The organism is Cupriavidus ulmosensis (assembly GCF_977008105.1).
This window is the reverse complement of record NZ_CDRMWP010000002.1, coordinates 61,326-79,919: the sequence shown is the minus strand read 5'-3', so window position 1 is coordinate 79,919 and position 18,594 is coordinate 61,326. Positions and strand designations below refer to the sequence as shown.

19 protein-coding genes are annotated in these 18,594 nt (G+C 71.4%); 7 read left to right on the top strand and 12 right to left on the bottom strand.

Annotated features, from left to right (window positions below):
* Nucleotide 1: 1 nt before the first annotated feature.
* The 4 genes from ACWTPI_RS20320 to ACWTPI_RS20305 form a co-directional block, all read right to left on the bottom strand.
* The gene (locus tag ACWTPI_RS20320; protein WP_020206095.1) at nucleotides 2-592 is read right to left on the bottom strand and encodes a nuclear transport factor 2 family protein; all 591 of its coding nucleotides are present in this window, start codon (nucleotides 590-592) and stop codon (nucleotides 2-4) included.
* 103 nt (nucleotides 593-695) lie between these two features.
* Nucleotides 696-1,682: a Bug family tripartite tricarboxylate transporter substrate binding protein gene (locus ACWTPI_RS20315; RefSeq protein WP_454732539.1), complete on the bottom strand. Its 987-nt coding sequence runs from the start codon at nucleotides 1,680-1,682 to the stop codon at nucleotides 696-698.
* Between the two features lie 72 nt (nucleotides 1,683-1,754).
* The gene (locus ACWTPI_RS20310; RefSeq protein ID WP_020206097.1) at nucleotides 1,755-2,117 is read right to left on the bottom strand and encodes an AtuA-related protein; all 363 of its coding nucleotides are present in this window, start codon (nucleotides 2,115-2,117) and stop codon (nucleotides 1,755-1,757) included.
* Complete coding sequence (locus tag ACWTPI_RS20305; protein ID WP_454732538.1) at nucleotides 2,114-3,493, bottom strand: acyclic terpene utilization AtuA family protein; 1,380 nt, start codon at nucleotides 3,491-3,493, stop codon at nucleotides 2,114-2,116. Before ACWTPI_RS20305 ends, ACWTPI_RS20310 begins: the two co-directional genes overlap by 4 nt.
* A 186-nt stretch (nucleotides 3,494-3,679) precedes the next feature.
* Between ACWTPI_RS20305 and ACWTPI_RS20300 the strand changes: the two genes are divergently transcribed.
* Entirely contained in the window at nucleotides 3,680-4,585 is a 906-nt protein-coding gene (locus ACWTPI_RS20300; RefSeq protein ID WP_454733983.1) for a LysR substrate-binding domain-containing protein, read from the top strand.
* 15 nt (nucleotides 4,586-4,600) lie between these two features.
* Here the strand turns inward: ACWTPI_RS20300 and ACWTPI_RS20295 are convergent, their stop codons facing one another.
* From ACWTPI_RS20295 to ACWTPI_RS20265, 7 genes are all read right to left on the bottom strand, one after another.
* Complete coding sequence (locus tag ACWTPI_RS20295) at nucleotides 4,601-5,359, bottom strand: SDR family oxidoreductase (RefSeq protein ID WP_454732537.1); 759 nt, start codon at nucleotides 5,357-5,359, stop codon at nucleotides 4,601-4,603.
* 962 nt (nucleotides 5,360-6,321) lie between these two features.
* Nucleotides 6,322-6,834, bottom strand: a complete 513-nt coding sequence (locus ACWTPI_RS20290; protein WP_020207109.1) for a hypothetical protein — start codon at nucleotides 6,832-6,834, stop codon at nucleotides 6,322-6,324.
* Between the two features lie 230 nt (nucleotides 6,835-7,064).
* The gene (locus ACWTPI_RS20285) at nucleotides 7,065-8,480 is read right to left on the bottom strand and encodes an acetate kinase (RefSeq protein WP_059412031.1); all 1,416 of its coding nucleotides are present in this window, start codon (nucleotides 8,478-8,480) and stop codon (nucleotides 7,065-7,067) included.
* A 211-nt stretch (nucleotides 8,481-8,691) separates the two neighbouring features.
* Nucleotides 8,692-9,948, bottom strand: coding sequence for a hypothetical protein (locus ACWTPI_RS20280; RefSeq protein ID WP_454732536.1), 1,257 nt, complete (start codon nucleotides 9,946-9,948; stop codon nucleotides 8,692-8,694).
* Nucleotides 9,949-9,958: 10 nt separating this feature from the next.
* The gene (locus tag ACWTPI_RS20275; protein ID WP_020207142.1) at nucleotides 9,959-10,654 is read right to left on the bottom strand and encodes a C39 family peptidase; all 696 of its coding nucleotides are present in this window, start codon (nucleotides 10,652-10,654) and stop codon (nucleotides 9,959-9,961) included.
* On the bottom strand, nucleotides 10,651-11,094 hold the full coding sequence (locus ACWTPI_RS20270; protein ID WP_059412029.1) for a hypothetical protein: 444 nt from the start codon (nucleotides 11,092-11,094) through the stop codon (nucleotides 10,651-10,653). The genes ACWTPI_RS20275 and ACWTPI_RS20270 overlap by 4 nt, the downstream gene beginning before the upstream one ends.
* Before the next feature lie 194 nt (nucleotides 11,095-11,288).
* Nucleotides 11,289-12,794, bottom strand: a complete 1,506-nt coding sequence (locus ACWTPI_RS20265) for a hypothetical protein (RefSeq protein WP_059412028.1) — start codon at nucleotides 12,792-12,794, stop codon at nucleotides 11,289-11,291.
* A gap of 665 nt (nucleotides 12,795-13,459) precedes the next feature.
* Between ACWTPI_RS20265 and ACWTPI_RS20260 the strand changes: the two genes are divergently transcribed.
* From ACWTPI_RS20260 to ACWTPI_RS20245, 4 genes are read left to right on the top strand one after another with little or no spacing between them, the layout of a single operon-like run.
* Nucleotides 13,460-14,239 carry a GntR family transcriptional regulator gene (locus ACWTPI_RS20260; protein WP_020203325.1) on the top strand — a complete coding sequence of 260 codons (780 nt, stop codon included), beginning with the start codon at nucleotides 13,460-13,462 and terminating at the stop codon, nucleotides 14,237-14,239.
* Nucleotides 14,240-14,291: 52 nt separating this feature from the next.
* Entirely contained in the window at nucleotides 14,292-15,350 is a 1,059-nt protein-coding gene (locus tag ACWTPI_RS20255) for a tripartite tricarboxylate transporter substrate binding protein (protein WP_454732535.1), read from the top strand.
* On the top strand, nucleotides 15,347-16,681 hold the full coding sequence (locus tag ACWTPI_RS20250; protein ID WP_020203323.1) for a 3-isopropylmalate dehydratase large subunit: 1,335 nt from the start codon (nucleotides 15,347-15,349) through the stop codon (nucleotides 16,679-16,681). Before ACWTPI_RS20255 ends, ACWTPI_RS20250 begins: the two co-directional genes overlap by 4 nt.
* Nucleotides 16,678-17,220, top strand: coding sequence for a LeuD/DmdB family oxidoreductase small subunit (locus ACWTPI_RS20245; RefSeq protein WP_454732534.1), 543 nt, complete (start codon nucleotides 16,678-16,680; stop codon nucleotides 17,218-17,220). The genes ACWTPI_RS20250 and ACWTPI_RS20245 overlap by 4 nt, the downstream gene beginning before the upstream one ends.
* A 49-nt stretch (nucleotides 17,221-17,269) precedes the next feature.
* Here ACWTPI_RS20245 and ACWTPI_RS20240 read toward each other — a convergent pair whose 3' ends face one another.
* On the bottom strand, nucleotides 17,270-17,965 hold the full coding sequence (locus ACWTPI_RS20240) for a phosphoribosyltransferase (RefSeq protein ID WP_454733982.1): 696 nt from the start codon (nucleotides 17,963-17,965) through the stop codon (nucleotides 17,270-17,272).
* Nucleotides 17,966-18,057: 92 nt separating this feature from the next.
* On the opposite strand from ACWTPI_RS20240, the gene ACWTPI_RS20235 reads away from it, so the two are divergent.
* Together ACWTPI_RS20235 and ACWTPI_RS20230 are read left to right on the top strand one after the other, a co-directional pair.
* Entirely contained in the window at nucleotides 18,058-18,246 is a 189-nt protein-coding gene (locus ACWTPI_RS20235; protein ID WP_454732533.1) for a hypothetical protein, read from the top strand.
* 139 nt (nucleotides 18,247-18,385) lie between these two features.
* Nucleotides 18,386-18,568, top strand: a complete 183-nt coding sequence (locus ACWTPI_RS20230) for a hypothetical protein (protein ID WP_020203319.1) — start codon at nucleotides 18,386-18,388, stop codon at nucleotides 18,566-18,568.
* Nucleotides 18,569-18,594 lie beyond the last annotated feature (26 nt).

Below are 18,594 nucleotides of genomic sequence, written 5' to 3'. Positions count from 1 at the left end.
ACTACGCGGCGGATCCGGCGGACCTGAGGTACGCCAGCACCGGCGCCAGCCCGGCCAGCGCGGGCGCCGCCTCGACCGCCCGCGCCGCCGTGCACCACGGATAGGGCAGGCGCGCCAGCCAGCCGTCGATGACCGGCTGCGCGGCCTCGGCGGGCAGGACCTCCATCGCCTCGATCACGATCTCCAGCGCCCGCACGCGGCGCTCGCCGCCGGTGCCGCCGAAGGTCCAGGCGTAGCGGCCGCAGCCCGCGCGCACGCTGCCGCTGGCCTTGTCGGTCATGCCGACCAGCCAGTCGCAGCGGTAGGTGGCGGCGTCGGCGGCCGGCGGCGCATCGGCCAGGCAGACGGTGTAGACGTTGTCGTAGGTCTGGCCGAAGCGCCGCACCAGCACCTCGCTGATCGCAGCCAGCCCCTCGCTGCGCGCGGGAAAGGCGATGGCCTCGGACTTGACCGTCATCTCCAGCACCGCGTCGGCGGCGAACGCATGCGCCATCCGGTGCGGGCGGTTTTCGTCCTTGGCGCGGATGTAGGCGACGATCAGCGACTGGGGATCGGAGGATGGCGAGAACGCCGGCGCAGAGGAAGAGTGCATGTTGGGCCTGTGTCGTGACTTGCGGATCTGCGCGCATGGTAGCCCGCCGCGGCGCGCCGCGGCGGCGCGGCCCTGCTGCCGGCAAGGTTGCCCGCCGCCGCGCTCACTCCGGCTGGATGTTGGCCGCCTTGATGATCTTGCCCCACTTGGCCGATTCCGCGGCCTGGAACTTCGCCAGCTCGGCCGGCGTGCTGGTGAACACGTCGGTGCCCGTGGACTGGTAGAAGCTGGCCGCGGTCTCGCTCTTCGCGGCCTTGATCATCAGCGCGTTGAGCTTGTCGACCACCGCCGGCGGCGTCTTCGCCGGCGCGTAGGCGGCGAACCAGTAGCTCATCTCGTAGCCCTTCACGCCGGCCTCGTCGATGGTCGGCACGCCGGGCGCCAGCGGCGAGCGCGTCTTGCCCGACACGCCCAGCGCCTTGAGCTTGCCGCTCTTGACCTGGGGCAGGCCGGTGGCGGTGTCGGTGATCATCATCTGGATCTGGTTGCCGAGCAGGTCGGTCACGGCGAGCGGGTTGCTCTTGTACGGCACGTGCAGCAGCTGCACGTGCGCCATCTGCTGGAACAGCTCGCCGGCGATGCGCGACGAGGAGCTGCCGCTGCCGAAGCTGAGCTTGCCCGGCTCCTTGCGGGCCAGCGCGATGAAGTCGCCCACGCTGTTGACCGGCAACTGCGGGTTCACCACCATGATCTGGCCGCCGCGGCCCAGCGCCGTGACGGGCGCGTAGTCCTTGACCGGGTCGTAGGGCAGCTTCTTGAACAGGTGCTCGTTGGCGGCGTGCGTGGTGTTGGTGGTGATCAGCACGGTGTAGCCGTCGGGGCCGGCCTTGGCCACGTCGCTGGCGGCGATGAAGCCGTTGGCGCCGGGCTTGTTGTCGACCACCACCGTGACCTTGGCATCCACCGTGATGGACTGGCCGATCGCGCGCGCGAGCTGGTCGGTAGCGCTGCCCGCGGCGAACGGCACCACGAAGCGGATCGGCTTGTCCGGAAACTCCGCGCGCGCCGGCCCCGCCAGCAGCGCGAGCGCGGCGGCGACGATGCCGGTGGCCGCCTTGAGGGCGGGGGCAAGCTGGGTGTGTACGGACATGTTGGGTCTCCAGTTGGAATTCTGATGTTGTGGTTTGTGGTGGTGGCCGGCTGTGGTACCGGGTCAGGCAGATCAGCCGGCGCCGGCCAGGCGCGGCGGCAGGGGCAGCCGGAGCTGCAGCAGCAGGAAGGACAGCGCCTTGCCGTGCGTGTCGAGGTTGAGCGCGTCGTTGACGCCGCCGTCGAGCACGCCGTCGATGACGAAGTTCATGGCCTGCAGCGACGGCACCAGGTAGCGCCTGACCGCGGCCGGGTGGCGATGGCTGAACAGCGCGGCCACCGCGTCCTCGGTGACGTGGGCCGCGAGATGGTCGAAGTCGCGCGGGTCGTAGGCGATCACGCTGATGTTGGAGCGGTCGCCCTTGTCGCCGGTGCGGCCGTGCGCGAGCTGGTAGAGGGCAATATCGGCGGTGGCGCTGGTGTGGGCAGTATTCATGGCAGCAGGGTATGGCTGGCGGTGACGGCGCCGCGCGGCACCAGGCAGGACATGGCGTTCAGGCGCGCGCGCAGCGCGGTGCGCACGCCGCCGCCGCCGGCGGGGCCGCAGGTGTAGAGCGCGTTGACTTCGCGCAGCAGCGCTTCGGCCACCGCCTTGTCCTCGTGCGCGAGCGCGGCGCGCAGGCGCACGTCCTGCGCCTGCGCTTCGCCGGGCTGGGGCTGCCGCACGAGCTCGCCGGCGTCGTCGGCGAACACGCTGCACACGCCGATCAGGTCGAAGCGCACCGGCGCGTCGTGGCCGAGCACGCCCATGCGCCGGCGCACGATGTCCGCGGCCAGGCGCGCGCGCGCCGCGGCGTTGGGGCCGGCGTAGGAGATCTCGCCCTCGGCGATCCAGCCGCCTTCGCAGAACAGGTTGGCCTTGAGCTGCGCGGGCCGTTCGTGGCCGCGCACGTTGCGCACCGCCACGCGGTCGGGGCCGAGCTGCTCGACGGTGGCCGCGCCGATGTCGGCCACCACGTCGGGCGTGAGGTAGGCGGCCGGGTCGTGCACCTCGTACAGCAGTTGTTCCTTGACGGTGCGCAGGTCCACGCAGCCGCCGGTGCCGGCGGCCTTGCCGACCTCGATGTTGCCGTCGGCGTCCAGGCGCACGATCGGGTAGCCGACCGCGTGCACGTCGGGCACGTCTTTCATGCCGGGATCGGCGAAATAGCCGCCCGTGACCTGGGCCCCGCATTCGAGCAGGTGGCCAGCGATGGTGGCGCGCGCCAGGCGGTCCCAGTCCTGCCACGACCAGCCGAAATGCGCCATTGCCGGGCCCACCGCCAGCGCCGGGTCCGCCACGCGGCCGCACACCACCACCTGCGCGCCGTCGGCCAGCGCGTCGGCGATGCCGCGCGCGCCGAGATAGGCGTTGGCGCAGACGAAGCGCGCCTCGGGAAAACCGGCGCCGATGGCCTGCCGCAGCAGCGCGCGGCCGGCCTCGTGCGAGAGATCGTCGCCCTCCACCACCGCCACGCGCGGCGGCGCCAGGCCGAGTTCGGCCGCCAGCGCGCGCACGCGCGCGGCGGCGGCGCGCGGGTTGGCGGCGCCGAAATTGCCGACGATGGGAATGCCGTGGGCCAGGCACAGCCCGAGCACCGGCGCCAGCAGCGCGTCGAGCAGCGGCTCGTAGCCGCGCGCCGGGTCGGCGCGCCGCGCGAGCTGCGCCAGCGCCAGCGTGCGCTCGGCCAGCGTCTCGAACATCAGCACGGCGGGGCCGCCCGCGGCGATCATGGTGCGCACCACGGGCAGCGCGGCATCCGTGCGGTCGCCGGAAAAGCCGGCGCCGCAGCCGATCTGCAAGGTGGCGCTGGCGGGGACGGAAGCGGTCATGGGACGAAGCCTGGTGAAGCGGGCGCGGGCCCGCGATGCAAGGTCGGCGCCCGTGGGCACCGTGGGCAGATTCTAGGGCCGCCGGCCTGCGCCGAAAAACGGATAATTTGGATTAATCTATCGACTTTCCGGATAAAAGCGCGGCCGCGGGAAATGCGCTTGCGCACCCCGCCGCCGCCCGCTGCGATGAACCTCTCCGTCAAGCACCTGCGCGCCTTCGTGGCGCTGGTCGCGCACCGCAACTTCACCCGCGCGGCGCAGGCCTGCCACCTGTCGCAATCGGCCTTCAGCGCGCTGATCCAGACGCTGGAGGAACAGGCCGGCACGCGCCTGTTCGAGCGCACCACGCGCCATGTGGAGCTGAGCGTGGAGGGGCGGCGCTTCGAGGAAGTGGCGGCGCGCCTGCTGGCGGATTTCGAGACCGCGTTCGCGGAGCTGCGCGACCACGCCGAGCGCCGCAAGGGACGGGTCTCGGTCGCGGCGCTGCCCTCGCTGGCGGCGGGCGACCTGCCGCCGCTGCTGGCCGCGTTCCACCAGCGCTATCCGGGCATCGCCATCGAGCTGTTCGACCTGCTGGCCGACGGCTGCATCGACATGGTCCGGCGCGGCCGCGCCGACTTCGCGCTGGCGCCCGCGCCGGCGCAGGACGGCGACCTGCGCGTGGAGCCGCTGGTGGCCGACCGCTTCCACCTGGTATGCCCGGCGGACCATCCGCTGGCGCGGCGCCGCCGCGTGGCGCCGCAGGCGCTGGCGGGGCTGCCGTTCATCCAGCTGTCGCGCACCAGCAGCGTGCGCCAGCACCTGGACGCGGCGCTGCATCCGCTCAAGCTCAACGGCGTGATGGAAGTGGAGCATCTCGCCACGGTGGCGGCACTGGTGGCGGCGGGGCTGGGCGTGACGGTGGTGCCGGCGCTGGCGCTGTTCCAGTTCCAGCAGGACGGCCTGGCGATCCGGCCGCTGCAGCTGCCGTCGCTGGTGCGCGACATCTGCCTGGTGCGGCTGCGCGAGCGCGGCGATTCGGCCGCCGCCGCCGCGATGATCGAAGCCGTGCGGGCGCACTTCGGGCGCGCCGCGGGCGGCGGCGCGCGCTGAACGGCGGCGCTGCCGTCAGAAGTGCGCGAGGTAGCCGCCGTCCACCGCCAGCACGTGGCCGGTGACGTAGGACGCGGCCGGCGAGGCGAGGAACACCGCCGCGCCCGCGACCTCCTCCGGCTGGCCCCAGCGGCCCAGCGCGGTGCGCTGGCGCAGCCATTGCGCCACGCTCTCGTCGGCCACCATCGGCTGGTTGGGCTCGGTGGCGAAGTAGCCGGGCGCGATGGCGTTGACGGTCACGCCGTCGCGGCCGAGGTCGGCCGCCATCGCGCGCGTGAGCGCGTCGAGGCCGCCCTTGGTGGCGGGATAGAGCACGTCGTTGGCGCGCGCCACCTGCCCGGCGATCGAGGTGACGTTGATGATGCGGCCGTAGCCGCCATCGCGCATGCGCTGCGCGGCGTGGCGGCACAGCGCGTAGGGCGCGACCAGGTTGGTCTCCAGCATCTCCCGCAGGTCGCCGGCGCCGAGCTCGGCCATGCCGCTGCGCTTGCGCGCGCCGGCGTTGTTGACGAGGATGTCGAGGCGGCCGTGGCTGGCGTCGATGCGCGCGAAGGCGGCCGCGACCGCGGCTTCATCGGTGATGTCGAGCACCAGCGGCTCGGCGCCGCCGTCAAGCCGCGCCACGGCCGCGTGCACGCGGTCGGCATTGCGGGCGGCGATGATCACGTGGGCGCCGGCCTGGCGAAGGGCGGTGGCGATGGCCAGGCCGAGGCCCTGGGCGCCGCCGGTGATCAGTGCCACGCGGTTGGTTAGGGAGAAGGGGGAGGTAGTCATTTGGGGACTATACCTCAGGGGGGATATGGGGGGGGGCGTGGTTGGTTTATTATTTTTTATCTCTCAATTACCTTGATTCTCTCTTATATTGTTTAAATTCAACTTCTTAAATATTTAACTTCAAAGTCAAAGTATTTAAATCAAAGACTTAAAGTCAAATTCTTAAAGTCAAAGTCAAAGGCTTTCGCTCCCCCGGAGCGACCTACTTTCTTTTCCCCGAAAAGAAAGTAGGCAAAGAAAGCGGGCTGCCTGGCCGGCAGGGGCAGAAACGTTGGGGTTTCTCGGGTTGGTGGTTTCGTGGTGGGGGCGGTGGTTCTGCTGGGATTCTGCCGGTACCGGTTTTGGCGGCCACTGTCTCTCGGGTGGTGTTCGATTCGTGGTGGCGCTGCATGATGGCGTTGGTCCAGGCCCTTCAAGCTGCTGCCGCGGCCGGGGCAGATGGGCTCGTCATAGAGACGGCGCTGGTTTCGTGGTGGGCGCGGTGGCCCCTGTTTGAACGCAGTGCCGGACGGTTTTGACTTGAGAGGTAATTCGGTTCCAGCAACCCAGCACACTCGCGGGGGGGCCACCACCCCCACCACGAAACCAGTGCCGGTGCTACGCCGTGACCGCCCAAACCGGTAACGGCAGATGCTCGAACCAGCAGTGCGCTCGCCATCATAGGTCTGACCCCGCAACCCATACCGCCAGCCAGATCGTGGCGAGCCGAACCGGTAACGGCAGCAGGTCAGCAGAACCACCGCCCCCACCACGAAACCAGCAACACCAGAAACCCCAACGTTTCTGCCCCTGCCGGCCAGGCAGTCCGCTTTCTTGGCCTACTTTCTTTTCGGACAAAAGAAAGTAGGTCGCTCCGGAGGAGCGAAAGCCTTTGACTTTAAGCCTTTGAAGTTGAAGTTAAAGTTAAAGCCGTTAACTTTCAGGCCAAGAAGCCAAACAAACAACCCACCAAGAAAAACCCTTTAAGGAAACGCCGGCACCGCCGGATCCATCCCCGCAAACCTCGCCTCCGGATGCGAAGCCTGCAACAGCGCCTCGATCTCTTCGATGCGTCCGCGCGAGACGTCGACCATCAGCAGGATCTTCCCTTCCTCGATGTCTTTCTCGAACGCTTTGTGCCGGCTGTTCGGCGCCGAACAGCCGATCATGCTCGAGGCCCACGCCCCGAACGCCGCGCCCAGCACGGCCAGCACGCCGACCAGGCCCCATTGCGGCGTGTCGCTGACGATCGGGAACAGCGCCACCAGCGCGCCGGCGATGATGCCGATGCCGCCGCCCACCATGAGCCCCATCTCGGCGGCATGCACGATGTCGGAGGTCTGGAACAGGTTGGCTTCGTGCAGGCCGCTCATGTCGGCGCCGTCGCGCGCGATGAAGTGGATGTGCTTGTTCTCGACGCGCGCCAGGAGCAGGTCGTCCATGGTGCGGCGGGCACTCTCCAGATCGGGCAACAACCAGAAGATGCGTTTGCGCATGACTGTCTCCTCGCTCAGGTCACTCCAGGCCATCCCCGGGCCGTCCCGGCGGCGCCGTGCATGCGGAGCCGCCGTCACGCCGGCCGGACCTGCCAGGCGAAGGTGTATCCGTATCCGCCCCGGGGGACGGGTTTCTTCAGTTGTACGCCAGCCGCGTGGCCAGCGCAAGGCGGCCCCGGCCGCATGCCGGCCCGGCATCACCCGGCGCGCCGCCATGTGCGCGGCCGGCCTCAGAACGTGATCGGCAGCCGCAGCGTGACCGTCAGGTTGGGCGTGTCCGTGGTCAGCCCCGCGCCCACCGAGAGGTTCAGCGTGTAGCGGCTGTTGAAGCGGTACGAGTAGCCCACCAGCAAGGTGCCCTGCGTCACGCGTACCGAGCCCGGCACGGTCTGGCCGTTCTGCTTGGTCGGCCAGATGATGCTCTGGTCGTAGCCGATGCTGAACGAGGCATGCTCGTTGAGCGACAGGCCGATGCCGAAGTTGAAGCCGAAGATGTCGCCCGGGGCGATCTTGCCGAGGTTCTCCTTCTCGCCGTTGAGCACGGTGCGGCTGACGTCGTTGCGCGCGAAGTTGTGCAGGTAGCTGAAGGTGCCGAAGAACACCGCCGGGTCGCTCGGCAGCAGCCACGTGATGCCGGGCTGGATGGCCTGGAAGCCGGAGCCGGTGGGCAGGCCGAGCGGCAGGCCGGTGCCGGTGGTATTGCCCACGCAGCGCGTCACGCAGTCGGTCACGACGTCGAACGGGCTCTTGCCGGTGTTGGACTTGTAGCGCAGCCAGCCGACGAAGTACGGCATCTTCTCGTTGCCGTAGTTGAGCTGGTAGCGCAGCGTCGCCTCCACGTCGCCGAGGCCCTTGCCGCTGGCGTTGAAGACGTTGTCCATCGCGGTGCCGGTGAAGACCTCGCGGCTGACGGTGGAGCCGGAGCTCTGCACGTAGGGCACCTTGGCCTCGATCTCCAGGCGCTTGGTCAGGCCGTAGCGCAGCGCGATGGTCTCGATGTAGGTCGAGGTCTTGACCTCGCGCACGTCGATCAGCCCGATCAGCAGCGCCGGGATGATGGTGTAGCCGACCAGCGCCACGCGGTCGCTCGACGAATAGCCGTACTGGAAGCTCGGCTCGACCACCAGCTTGCCCGCGGGCGTGAGCACGCCGGGCTGGTCGAAGATCGGCGCGATCGCCGGCGGCGCGGTCTTTTCCTCGGGAGGCCGGCCCACCGGCTGCTCGTCGCCGGCCAGCGCGAGCTGCGCCTGCGCGGCCTGCGCCGTGGCGTTCTGCTCCATCGCGGTGTTGCCGCCATCCTGCGCGCCGGGCCTGGGCGGCGCCGAGGCGGCGTTGGTGGCCGCGTCCTCGCCCGCGCTGGCCGGCGCGGGGCCGGTGCCGGGCGCGCGCTGGCCGCCGCGCTTCCTGGCCAGCACGTCGGTGCCGAGCACGCTGCGCAGCTCGCGGATGGTGGCCTCCTGCTCCGCCATCGAGCGCTTCATCGCCTCGAGCACGGCGGCCTGCTCGGCCACCTCGCGCCGGAGCTGCTCCAGCTTTGCCGCAGCCGGTCCCTGGTCTGGCGGAGTCTGGCCTTGCGCCATGCTCCCGAGCAACAGCAATGTCGAGCATCCGGCCTGCCGGATGCCGCGCAGCGACCCTGTTTTCATTTCGCCTTCCTCCCCCGGTCGGCGGACTGTTTGGTGCAGGAGTCCGCAACCTGCCTACCGCATACAGCCTCTCTTCTTGCGTGTGTTGCCTGCTGCCTGTTTCTTGCCTGCTTCTTGCCTGCTGCCTGTGCTGCCTGCTGCCTGCTGCCTGCTGCTCGTCGGCTTGCCGCTCTCCATCCGCGCATGCCGCCCGCCGTCGCCGGCCGGGCCTTCAGCGCAGGCCCGTGGTGCCGAGCAGGGCGTTGGTCAATGTCTGGTTGGCCACCTGCGCGCGGAATGCCTGCAAGGTGTTCACGCCCGCATTGATCGTCACCAGGTTCTGTATCGACTGGTTGTTCAGCGTGTTCTGGATCACCGTCGCCGGCGACCCGGCCAGCGCGCTGGCGGCGGCGCTGTTGCCCGGCCCGTTCTGGATCAGGCTCATGACGCCGTTGGTGGTCACCGTGGCCGCGCCCGCGGACACCATCGCCGCCGGCAGGCTGGTCATCGCCGTGCCCGCGGCGCCGGCGCTGCCGCCCGCGCTACCGCTGCCGCCATTGCCGCCATTGCTGCTGCCATTGCCGCCATTGCCGGCGGTGGCCGGATGGGAAGCCAGCGCGTTGTTGACCGCCGCCGCCCCGGCTCCCGTCGCCACGCCCAGCGCCGCCGCCAGCCGCGTGGCCTGGTCGGCGGTGATGCGGCTCAGGTTGGGAATGGTCAGGCTGGTCGCCACCACGAGATCGCCGTTGATGTACACGGCGCGCTGGATGCCGAACGACACCTGCAGGTTGGAGCCCACGTCGAAGCCGCCGCGCAGGTCGTCGAGGCGGTCCTGCTCCACCGGCTTCCAGCTCGCCATGATGCTGCGCGCGGCGCGCGCGGGCGGGGCCTGGCCCTCGGGCCGGTCCTGCGCGCCGGACGGCGCCGCGGCGGCCAGCGCCGCTTCGCGCGCGCGCGCTCCGGGCGCCGCGCCGCGCGAGATTGGCGGCTGCGGCGGCGTCAGCGCTGGCGCTGCAGCGATGACATCGGGCGGGCGCGGCGCGGCGGCTGCCGGTGGCGCTTCCCGCGCCGGCGGCAATGCCTCGCGCGTGTCCGCGGCAGTGGCGACGTCGGCGCCGGACATGGCGGGCGCCGCCTCGTCGACGGCAGCGGCAAACACATCGAATTCCGCCGGCGCCGGCGGCACCGCCGCGCTGTCCTGCGGCGCCGGATCGCGCGCCGCGTTGTCCTGCGTTGCCGGCGTCCGGCCGGCCATGCCGCCCAGTGCGGCAGCGAAGGAAGGGTTGGTGGATTCCGCCTGCGCGGCAGGCGGGACGGCAAGGCCGGCGGCATCGCTTGCGCCATGCAGATCCGGCACTGCGAGCCCCGTGTTTTCATCGGCCCGCGCGTGGCCGGCGCAAGCCAGCCCTGCGCCGAGCAGCACCATCGCAGTAGCCGGACCGGCTGCGCTGCGGCGGGATTGCGTGGGCTTCGAGGATGCCTGGAACATGATGCGTTCCTTAGAAGTCGCTGCTGCCATGCGAAGGCATGACAGTGAAGAACAGACTATCCCGGTTGATACCCATTGAATAAGGGCCGGTCGGCGCCACGCGCCAGTCGGCCGCCAGGTTGAAGCGCGCCAGCTCCTCGCGGTTGTGGATGACGAACAGCAGCTGGCTGTCCCAGATGGATTCGAAATGCTCGCGCGAGATCGCGCGCGTGCCGAGCGCCGGATCGCCGATCAGCACGCGGTTGCCGCGCACGCCCTTGACCACCACGAAATGGTGGTAGCCGTTCTCGACCACCAGCACGATGGCCGGGATCTGCGTTTCCTCGAGCTTGGACAAGGGCAGCTCGTAACCGTCGGCGATGAAACCGCGCGACTCGAGAAAGCGCTTCATGTCGAGCAGCGAGAAACCCTCCTGCCGGATCTTGGCCTGGTCGCCGTTGACGTACATGTTGGCGAACACCACCTGCTCGGTGACCGGGTAGCCGTACTGGTAGGTCAGCAGCGTGGCCACCGCCGCCGAGCCGCAGCTGAAGTCGTACTGCTGGCGGATGGTGGTCTTGTAGCGCGCCTCCTTGAGGCTGGTGACGCGCACGCTGAAGAAATGGCTGCCGTCGGCGGGAATGACCGCGTCGTCGGCGCGCGCCACCGGCGCGGCCGCCGCGGCCAGCGCGAGCGCGGCCGGCAGTAGCAGCTTGCGCAGCGTCATGGCTTGAACTGGACGTTGATGATCGTGGCGTTCTGGATCAGCACGTTGGAGCCCGAGTTCTGGATCACGGTGGGCAGGCCCGCGGCGCTGGCGAAGGAGCCGTCGGCGATGCTGTTGGCCCCGCTCATGATGTGGCTCGCGCTGTTGTCGGCCACGGTGCCGGCCAGGCGCATGTCGTTGGCCACCAGTTCGGAGCCGCCGCGGATGCCGTCCAGCCTGTTGCTGGCGACCGGCTTGCCGAGGCCGGCGAATACGCCGCGCGCCACCGCGGGGGGAACCGGTTCCCGGACCGCGGCGCCGGTGTTGGCGGCGCTGGCGGAGTCTGCCGCAGGCACTGCGGCCGATGGCCCGTCGGGCAACGGGTCGGCCAGGGCTTGCAGGCCCGGCCAGACCAGGACGGCCGTCGCCATGACGGCGGCGGCAAAGCGGACCGATCGCATGTTGGTGTCTCCTTCGGCCTCTTGCCTGCCGCCCCCATCCGGACGGGCAAGCGGGAGACGAGTGGACGCTTCGTCGAACGGGCATCCTCGCGCGGACGACGCGCGCGGATGCCCTGAGTTGCCGGCTTGGTGCCGTGCCGGCGGGGCATGCGCGCGGGCCATCCACCCGCGGCGCGCCGCCGCCATGCACTGCCTTACTTGCCGACCGCCAGGTTGGCCTGGACGTTGACGCTCTGCTGCACCAGCGATGCCATGCCGCTGTTCTGGTTGGCGATCATGATGCCCGCGGCCGACTGGCCGACGCTGCTCATCATGTTGGACATGTTGAAGGTGCCGGCATCGACGTAGTTGGTGCCGCCGGCGCCGCCGGCTCCACCCACCGCGCCATTGCCCACGCCACCGGTGCCGCCGTTGCCCGTGCCGCCCGCGCCGCCCGCGCCGGAAGCCGCGCCGACCGCGCCGGCGCCCGCCGTGGCGCTGCCGTTGCTGGCCTGCGTCGAGGCGCCGCCAGCGCTGGCGTTGCCGCCCGCGCCGCCGTTGCCGGCCACGCTGGTCTGCGCACCGCCCGCGCCGCCCGTGCCGGTGCCGGCACCGGCCGTGGCCGTAGCCGCGCCGCCGGAGCCTGCGCCGCCCGCACCGCCCGTGCCGCTACCCGCGCCGCCGGTCGGGCTCACCGCGCCCGAGGCCGAGCTGCCGCCCGCGCCGCCGTTCGCCGCCGCCGCGCCGGCGGTGGTGGTGGTGGTGCCGGTGGAGCCGGCGCCGCCCGCGCCCGCGGTACTGGTGCCGCTGCCGCCGCCGTTGCCGAAGAAGCCGCCGTCACCGCCGCTGCCCGAACGCGAGCCGCTGCTGCCGCCCACGCCCGCCGCCAGGCCGCCGGCGCTGCCGCCACCGGCCAGCGCGCCGCCGCCCTTGCCGGAGCCGGACAGGCTGGCACCGAGCGCATCGCCGCCGGAGCCCTTGGCGCCGCCGCCGCTGCCGCCACGGCCGGCGCTGGCGCTGAGCGCGTCGCCGCCATAGCCCTTGGCACCGCCGCCGTCGCCGCCGTAGCCCTTGGCGTCGCCACCGCTGCCGCCACGGCCGGCGAACGCGCTGCCGGCCGAGGCATAGCCCGCGGTAGCGCTGCCGTTGGTGGCCGAGCCGCCGCTGCCGCCGGCGCCGCCGTTGCCGCTGTTGCCGCCATTGCCGCCCGAGCCGCCCTGGCCGGTCCCGCCATAGCCGGTGCCGCCCTTGCCGCCCCAGCCGCCGTTGGCGTTGCCGTTGTTGGTGGCGATATTGCCGATGCCGTGGACCACCACACCCGTGACCGCGCCCGACAGCTTGCTCACCGCGATGGCCTTGCTGCTGTTGAACGAGTTGGTGAAGTTGGCGGTGGCGGTGCTGCCGTTGTTGGCGCCGGCGTTGCCGTAGCCTTCATCGAAAGTCACCTTGCCCTTGTTGTCGGCGTTGGTCTTGGTGGTGGTTCTGGTGGAGGTCTTGGTGGAAGCGAAGCTCGAGGTCTTGCTCGACGTGCTGTTGTCCTGCCAGGCGGAGGAGTTTTCGTTTGCCAGAGCGCCGCCGCCGGATTGCGTGGAGTTCGCAGTGGCCGTCTGCGTGTTGTCGCCGTTCCACTTGACGTCATTGTTGTTCGTCGGGTTGGCCATGGCCTGACCGCCGGCCCCAAGGGCTAAGGCAATCGCCGACGCAAGTAAGGTCTTTTTCATACAAAGCTCCCAGGAGGATTTCACAGCGGCTCGGCCTCTGGCCGGCGCTCGGGGAGAACGGCGGCCGGAGGTGCGGGTCCGGCTTCACGGCCAAACCAGCCTCCCGTTCCGCATAATCAGTGCCAGCGGCCGGCGGCCGCGCTGTAATCCCTTGAAATACAAGGGCTGCGAAGTGCCCGGCGCGGGGCGGGAACCCGTGCCGCGCGGCTTGCGCGCGCGCGGCCGCCATGCGGCGCACGCGACATGTCACACAGTTGTGACAGCGCGCACCGAACGTCACCGCGCATGGGTCTCCCGGGCGCCGGAACAAGCGCTGCCTGTCAGGGGTCCGGAGGCGGCTCCTAAGGAAAACCCTCGGCGGCCGCCGCTGTATCGGACGTGAAACAGGCCCCGTGGCCGGTGCACTGGTCGCCGCATGAGGGGCGGCGCGGGCGGGACCGCGCGGGGCACCGCAGCAATCGCGCGGCCGGCCCGGGGGGGCGCGCGGGACGCAAACATTCGCCGGCGCGATTGCGGCGCGCGCGGCATATGCGCGGCGCGCGCGCAACGATTGCCGCCGCCCGGTGCGTGGAATGCGGCACAAGCGCCGACATAACTAGGCTCTATGTCTGATTTAAAGTACATTAGGACTATTCAAGACTTGTTACCCATACGCAAGGGAAACCATGAGTGAAGCCGTCGTTCCCCTGTATCACCAGATTTACGTGGTACTACGCCAACAGATCGTGGAAGGCCGCTTCGGCCAGGGCCCGCTGCCGGGCGAGATCGACCTCGCCAAGCAGTTCCACGCGTCGCGCGTCACCATGCGCCGGGTCTTCGACCGGCTGGTGCAGGAGGGACTGGTGCGCCGTCACCGCGGCCTGGGTACCTTCGTCAACCCGCACCCGATCAAGCCCGTCACCGTGGGCGACCGGCCCGGCAGCCTGCTCGACAACATCATCGACATGGGGCAGAAGACCTCGGTCAAGGTGATCTCGATCGACGACGTGCACGCCACGCCGGAAGTGGCCGAGGCGCTCGGGCTGCAGGCCGGCGACCCGGTGGTCAAGGTGGTGCGCGTGCGCCACTACGGCGGCCGCCCGCTGTCGCACATCACCACCTACCTGCCGGGCGAGCTGGGCCGCGGCCTGACCCGCAAGGACCTCGAGACCACGCCGATGCTGCGCCTGCTGCAAGGCGCGGGCGTGCAACTGGGACGCGCCAGCCAGACGCTGTCGGCGCGGCTGGCCGACGTGGTGGTCGCGCCGCTGCTGGACGTGCCCGTGGGCGGCGCGCTGCTGGCGGTGCGCCGCGTGGTGCTGGACAAGGCCGGCCGCCCGGTGCAGTTCCTGCTGGGCCAGTACCGCCCCGACCGCTACGAATACCGCATGGAGCTGTCTCCCGCGGGCGGCGACAGCGCCAACGTCTGGGTGGAAAGCGAAGCGCGCACGGGGCTGCGCGAATAGGCCGGGACAAGCGATACTGCGCGCTCCCGAACTCTTCCTGAAGGAATTCGCGATGCCAGTTCACTTCACGGCCCGATCACCGCTGCCGCGCCGCCGGCCTTCCGCGCGGTCTGCACCAGCCGCACGAGCCGCACGGCTTTCGCGCCGCCGCGCGCTGGCCGCGCTGCTGGGCGCCGCCGCCGGCCTTGCGCTGGCGGTGCCGGCGCAGGCGGCGCAGATCGCCGGCGGCAAGCCCATCCGCATCCTGGTCGGCGCGCCGGCCGGCGGCACCACCGACACGCTGGCGCGCACCATCGCGCAGGAGATGGCGCGCGAGCTGGACCAGGGCGTGGTGGTGGAGAACCGGCCCGGCGCGGGCGGCAACATCGCCGCCGACCTGGTGGCCAAAAGCGCGCCGGACGGCACCACCTTGCTGATGAGCTTCACCAGCCACACCATCAACGCCACGCTCTACAAGAAACTGCCGTTCGACCCGATCGAGGACTTCACCCCGATCACGCTGGTCGCCAGCGTGCCGAGCGTGCTGGTGGCCACGCCCGGCCTGCCCGCCAACAACATCCCCGAGCTGATCCGGCTGGCCAGGAGCCAGCCCGGCAAGCTGAACTTCGCCATCGGCTCGGTGGGCTCGTCGGTGCACCTGGCCGGCGACATGTTCAAGATGATGACCGGCACCTACATCGTCAACATTCCCTACAAGGGCACCGCGCCGGCCATGACCGACCTGCTCGCCGGCCAGGTGGACCTGATGTTCGCCAGCACGCTCAACGTGCTGCCCCACGTCAGGAGCGGCAAGCTCAAGGTGCTGGGCGTGACCAGCCCGGCGCCGCTGCCGCAGTTCCCCGGCGTGGCGCCGATCGGCAACACCGTCAAGGGTTTCGAGTCGAGCGCCTGGTTCGGCCTGTTCGGCCCGGCCGGGCTGCCGCCCGACGTCCTGCAGGCGCTCTACCAGGCCGCCCGCAAGGGCCTGGACACGCCCGCGGTGCGCAAGCGCATGGAAATGGACGGCGCCCAGCCGGTCGGCAGCACGCCGCAGGCATTCGCCGCCTTCGTGCGCGAGGACGTCAAGCGCTGGGCCAAGGTGGTCAAATACTCGGGAGCCACGCCCGAATGATGCCACTCGCCGCGCCCGCCCCCGCGCCGGCCAAGCCGACCCCGCCGGCCTTGCCGGCCACCCTGGCCCAGAAACTGGTGGCGCGCGCCGCCGGGCTGGAGACGGTCACGCCGGGCACGGTGGTGACCTGCAAGGTGGACCTGGCGATGTCGCACGACTCCAGCGGCCCGCGCCGCGTGGCGCCGCTGCTGCGCGAGCTGGGCGCCACGGTGTGGGACCCGGAGCGCTACGTGGTGGTGACGGATCACTACGTGCCCGCCGCCGACCCCGAGGCCGAGGCGATCGTGCGCTTCACGCGCGACTGGGTGCGCGAGGCGCGCCTGCCCCACTTCATCGACGGCAAGGGCATCTGCCACGTGGTGCTGCCCGAGCACGGCCACGTGCTGCCCGGGCGCTTCATCGTCGGCGGCGACAGCCACAGCCCCACCGGCGGCGCCTTCGGCGCCTACATGTTCGGCATCGGCGCCACCGAGATGGCGGGCGTGCTGGCCACCGGCGAGATCTGGCTGCGCGTGCCGCACACCATCCGCCTGCAGTGGGACGGCACGCTCGGCGCGGGCGTGTGCGCCAAGGACATGATGCTGTTCCTGTGCGGCCGGCTGGGCCTGGGCGGCGGGCGCTACGAGGCCGTCGAGTTCGCCGGCCGGGCGGTGGCCGCGCTGCCCATGCAGGAACGCATGACGCTGTCCAACATGAGCGCCGAGCTGGGCGCGCAGACCGGCCTGATCGCGCCGGACGCCACCACCCTCGCGTGGCTGGCCGAGGCCGGCGTGCCGGCCGCCACGCTGGACGCCATCGCGCCGGAGCACTGGCGCACCGACCCCGGCGCCGCGCTGCTGGAGAGCCTGTGCTTCGATGCCGCCGCGCTGGCGCCGCAGGTGGCCGCGCCCCACTCGCCGGCCAATACCGGCCCGGTGGGCGACGCGGCGGGCCAGCCCGTGGACATCGCCTACCTGGGCGCCTGCACCGGCGCCAAGCTGGAAGACCTGCGCATGGCCGCGAGCGTGCTGCGCGGGCGCCGCGTGGCGCCGGGCGTGAGCCTGCAACTGGCGCCGGCTTCGCTGCGCGACCAGCAGCAGGCCGAGCGCGAAGGCACGCTGGCGGTCCTGCTGGATGCCGGCGCGCACCTGCTGCCCAATGCCTGCAACGCCTGCGCCGGCTACGGCGCCTCGCGCTTCCCGGCCGGCAGCCGCGCCATCGCCTCGACCGCGCGCAACTTCGCCGGACGCATGGGCGACAGCGGCAGCGCGGTGTGGCTGGCGTCGCCGCTGACCGTGGCGGCCAGCGCCGTGGCCGGCCGCATCACCGACCCGCGCGAGATGCTGGCATGAGCCCGGTTCCTCCCGCCCCCGTCCCCGTTGCGGCCCCCGGCGCGCCGCCGCACGGCGGCCGCATCTGGCGCTTCGGCGACCACGTCGACACCGACCAGATGGCGCCGGGCGCCCACATGAAGGGCGGCATCGAGGAGATCGCGCGCCATTGCCTGGCCGGGCTGCGCCCGGAGTTTCCCGCCGCCGTGCGAACGGGCGACGTGGTGGTGGCCGGGCACAACTTCGGCGTCGGCTCGTCGCGCGAGCAGGCGCCGCAGGCCCTGCTCCAGCTCGGCGTAGCCGCGGTGATCGCGCCCTCGTTCGCCGGGCTGTTCTATCGCAACGCCATCAACCTCGGCCTGCCGGTGCTGACCTGCGCCGATACCGCGCGCCTGGCCGACGGCGCGCGCGCGCGGCTCGACCTCGACCTTCCCGCGCTGTGGCTGGCCGACGGCAGCCCGGTCGCCTGCGATGCGATTCCCGCGTTCCTGCGCGCGCTGCTGCGGGCCGGCGGGCTGGTGCCGCACCTGAAGGCCAGGCTGGCGGCGCAGCCGCGCTAGGCGCCGGCGGCCATCGCCAGGCCAACGCCGAAACATTGCCGCGCCGGCATCACGCGGGCCGCCCGCACGCGCTCTGGCGCAGCAGCGCCACGACCTCCTCGTCGGTGGTCTGGCGGAAATCCAGGTAAAACGCGCCCACCGCGCCGAAGCTGGCCGGCACGTTGAGGCAGACCACCTCGTCGACCGCCGCGCGCAGGCTGGCCAGCCCGTCCGCCGAGGCCACCGGCGCCGCCGCCACCACGGTGCGCGCGCCGGCGCCGCGCACGCCTTCGAGCGCGGCGCGCATGGTGGCGCCGGTCGCCACGCCGTCGTCCACCACGATCACGGTGCGCCCGGCCACGGCCGGCACCGGCGCGCCGCCGCGATAGCGCTGCTGGCGCCGCGCGATCTCGTCGAGCTGGCGGCCGCGCTCGGCGTCGAAGGCGCCGCTGTCGAGCGCGCGCCGGGTCCAGGGGTCGTCGTTGGCGACGGTGTGCGGCGCGCCGCCGGCGGCGTCGCCCTCCACCACCGCGCCGAGCGCCAGCTCGGGATAACCGGGCGCGCCGATCTTGCGCACCAGCAGGATGTCGAGCCGGCCTTCGAGCAGGCGCGCCACCTCGAACGCGACCGGCACGCCGCCGCGCGGCAGCGCCAGCACCAGCGGCGCCTCGCCCAGCGCCGCGGCGCCGTAGCCGAGGCCGGCCAGGTGGCGGCCAAGATAGATCCCGGCCTCGCGGCGATCGGCAAAGCACGGCGGCAACGGCATCGGGCGGGACATGGCCTGACCTCCGGGTTCAGTGGCGCGGTGAGCAAGAGAGCGCGGGGACAAGGCCAAATATAGGCGGATCGGGCGCGCGAATGAAGGCGGGCCTGCATGCGTTTTTTCTCGCGCCGCGCGGGGCAGGCGGCGGCGGCGGCACGGCGCGGGTGGCGCGGGTGGCGCGGACGATGCGGGTGATGCGCACGGCGCGCAGCGCGCGATTGAATGCGATTCAGCAACAGTGTGTTTTGCCGCGCCTGGATTTTCTTTCGGCGGGATTTGGCTAACATGGCCCGTACCGATGGCAGCCACCACCCGCGCTGCCGTCTCCACGGCGCGCCATCCCTCGATCAGGGCGGCGCGCAGAGGCATGGCGGCCTGCCGGTCTTGCGGCCGGTGTCATGCGAACCCACTGCGAGAAACACCATGAGCACGCATCACAAACCCGCGCACGACCCCCAACGCACCGACGGCGCCGCGACCGACGCGAACGGCCTGGGCCTCGACATCCCCTTCGGCTCGCTCGAATCCGCCGCGCTGGCCGAGCTGCCATACACCTTCCGCCCCGTGGGCACCTGCACGCGCTACTACAACGAGTGCTTCAGCTAAGCCAGGCGGCCCGCGCACGAACCGCG

What these genes read in the sequence shown, in the direction of transcription:
- ACWTPI_RS20320 (WP_020206095.1), bottom strand. Translation starts at nt 592, where the DNA reads ATGCACTCTTCCTCTGCGCCGGCGTTCTCGCCATCCTCCGATCCCCAG.
- ACWTPI_RS20315 (WP_454732539.1), bottom strand. Translation starts at nt 1,682, where the DNA reads ATGTCCGTACACACCCAGCTTGCCCCCGCCCTCAAGGCGGCCACCGGC.
- ACWTPI_RS20310 (WP_020206097.1), bottom strand. Translation starts at nt 2,117, where the DNA reads ATGAATACTGCCCACACCAGCGCCACCGCCGATATTGCCCTCTACCAG.
- ACWTPI_RS20305 (WP_454732538.1), bottom strand. Translation starts at nt 3,493, where the DNA reads ATGACCGCTTCCGTCCCCGCCAGCGCCACCTTGCAGATCGGCTGCGGC.
- ACWTPI_RS20300 (WP_454733983.1), top strand. Translation starts at nt 3,680, where the DNA reads ATGAACCTCTCCGTCAAGCACCTGCGCGCCTTCGTGGCGCTGGTCGCG.
- ACWTPI_RS20295 (WP_454732537.1), bottom strand. Translation starts at nt 5,359, where the DNA reads ATGACTACCTCCCCCTTCTCCCTAACCAACCGCGTGGCACTGATCACC.
- ACWTPI_RS20290 (WP_020207109.1), bottom strand. Translation starts at nt 6,834, where the DNA reads ATGCGCAAACGCATCTTCTGGTTGTTGCCCGATCTGGAGAGTGCCCGC.
- ACWTPI_RS20285 (WP_059412031.1), bottom strand. Translation starts at nt 8,480, where the DNA reads ATGAAAACAGGGTCGCTGCGCGGCATCCGGCAGGCCGGATGCTCGACA.
- ACWTPI_RS20280 (WP_454732536.1), bottom strand. Translation starts at nt 9,948, where the DNA reads ATGTTCCAGGCATCCTCGAAGCCCACGCAATCCCGCCGCAGCGCAGCC.
- ACWTPI_RS20275 (WP_020207142.1), bottom strand. Translation starts at nt 10,654, where the DNA reads ATGACGCTGCGCAAGCTGCTACTGCCGGCCGCGCTCGCGCTGGCCGCG.
- ACWTPI_RS20270 (WP_059412029.1), bottom strand. Translation starts at nt 11,094, where the DNA reads ATGCGATCGGTCCGCTTTGCCGCCGCCGTCATGGCGACGGCCGTCCTG.
- ACWTPI_RS20265 (WP_059412028.1), bottom strand. Translation starts at nt 12,794, where the DNA reads ATGAAAAAGACCTTACTTGCGTCGGCGATTGCCTTAGCCCTTGGGGCC.
- ACWTPI_RS20260 (WP_020203325.1), top strand. Translation starts at nt 13,460, where the DNA reads ATGAGTGAAGCCGTCGTTCCCCTGTATCACCAGATTTACGTGGTACTA.
- ACWTPI_RS20255 (WP_454732535.1), top strand. Translation starts at nt 14,292, where the DNA reads ATGCCAGTTCACTTCACGGCCCGATCACCGCTGCCGCGCCGCCGGCCT.
- ACWTPI_RS20250 (WP_020203323.1), top strand. Translation starts at nt 15,347, where the DNA reads ATGATGCCACTCGCCGCGCCCGCCCCCGCGCCGGCCAAGCCGACCCCG.
- ACWTPI_RS20245 (WP_454732534.1), top strand. Translation starts at nt 16,678, where the DNA reads ATGAGCCCGGTTCCTCCCGCCCCCGTCCCCGTTGCGGCCCCCGGCGCG.
- ACWTPI_RS20240 (WP_454733982.1), bottom strand. Translation starts at nt 17,965, where the DNA reads ATGCCGTTGCCGCCGTGCTTTGCCGATCGCCGCGAGGCCGGGATCTAT.
- ACWTPI_RS20235 (WP_454732533.1), top strand. Translation starts at nt 18,058, where the DNA reads ATGAAGGCGGGCCTGCATGCGTTTTTTCTCGCGCCGCGCGGGGCAGGC.
- ACWTPI_RS20230 (WP_020203319.1), top strand. Translation starts at nt 18,386, where the DNA reads ATGAGCACGCATCACAAACCCGCGCACGACCCCCAACGCACCGACGGC.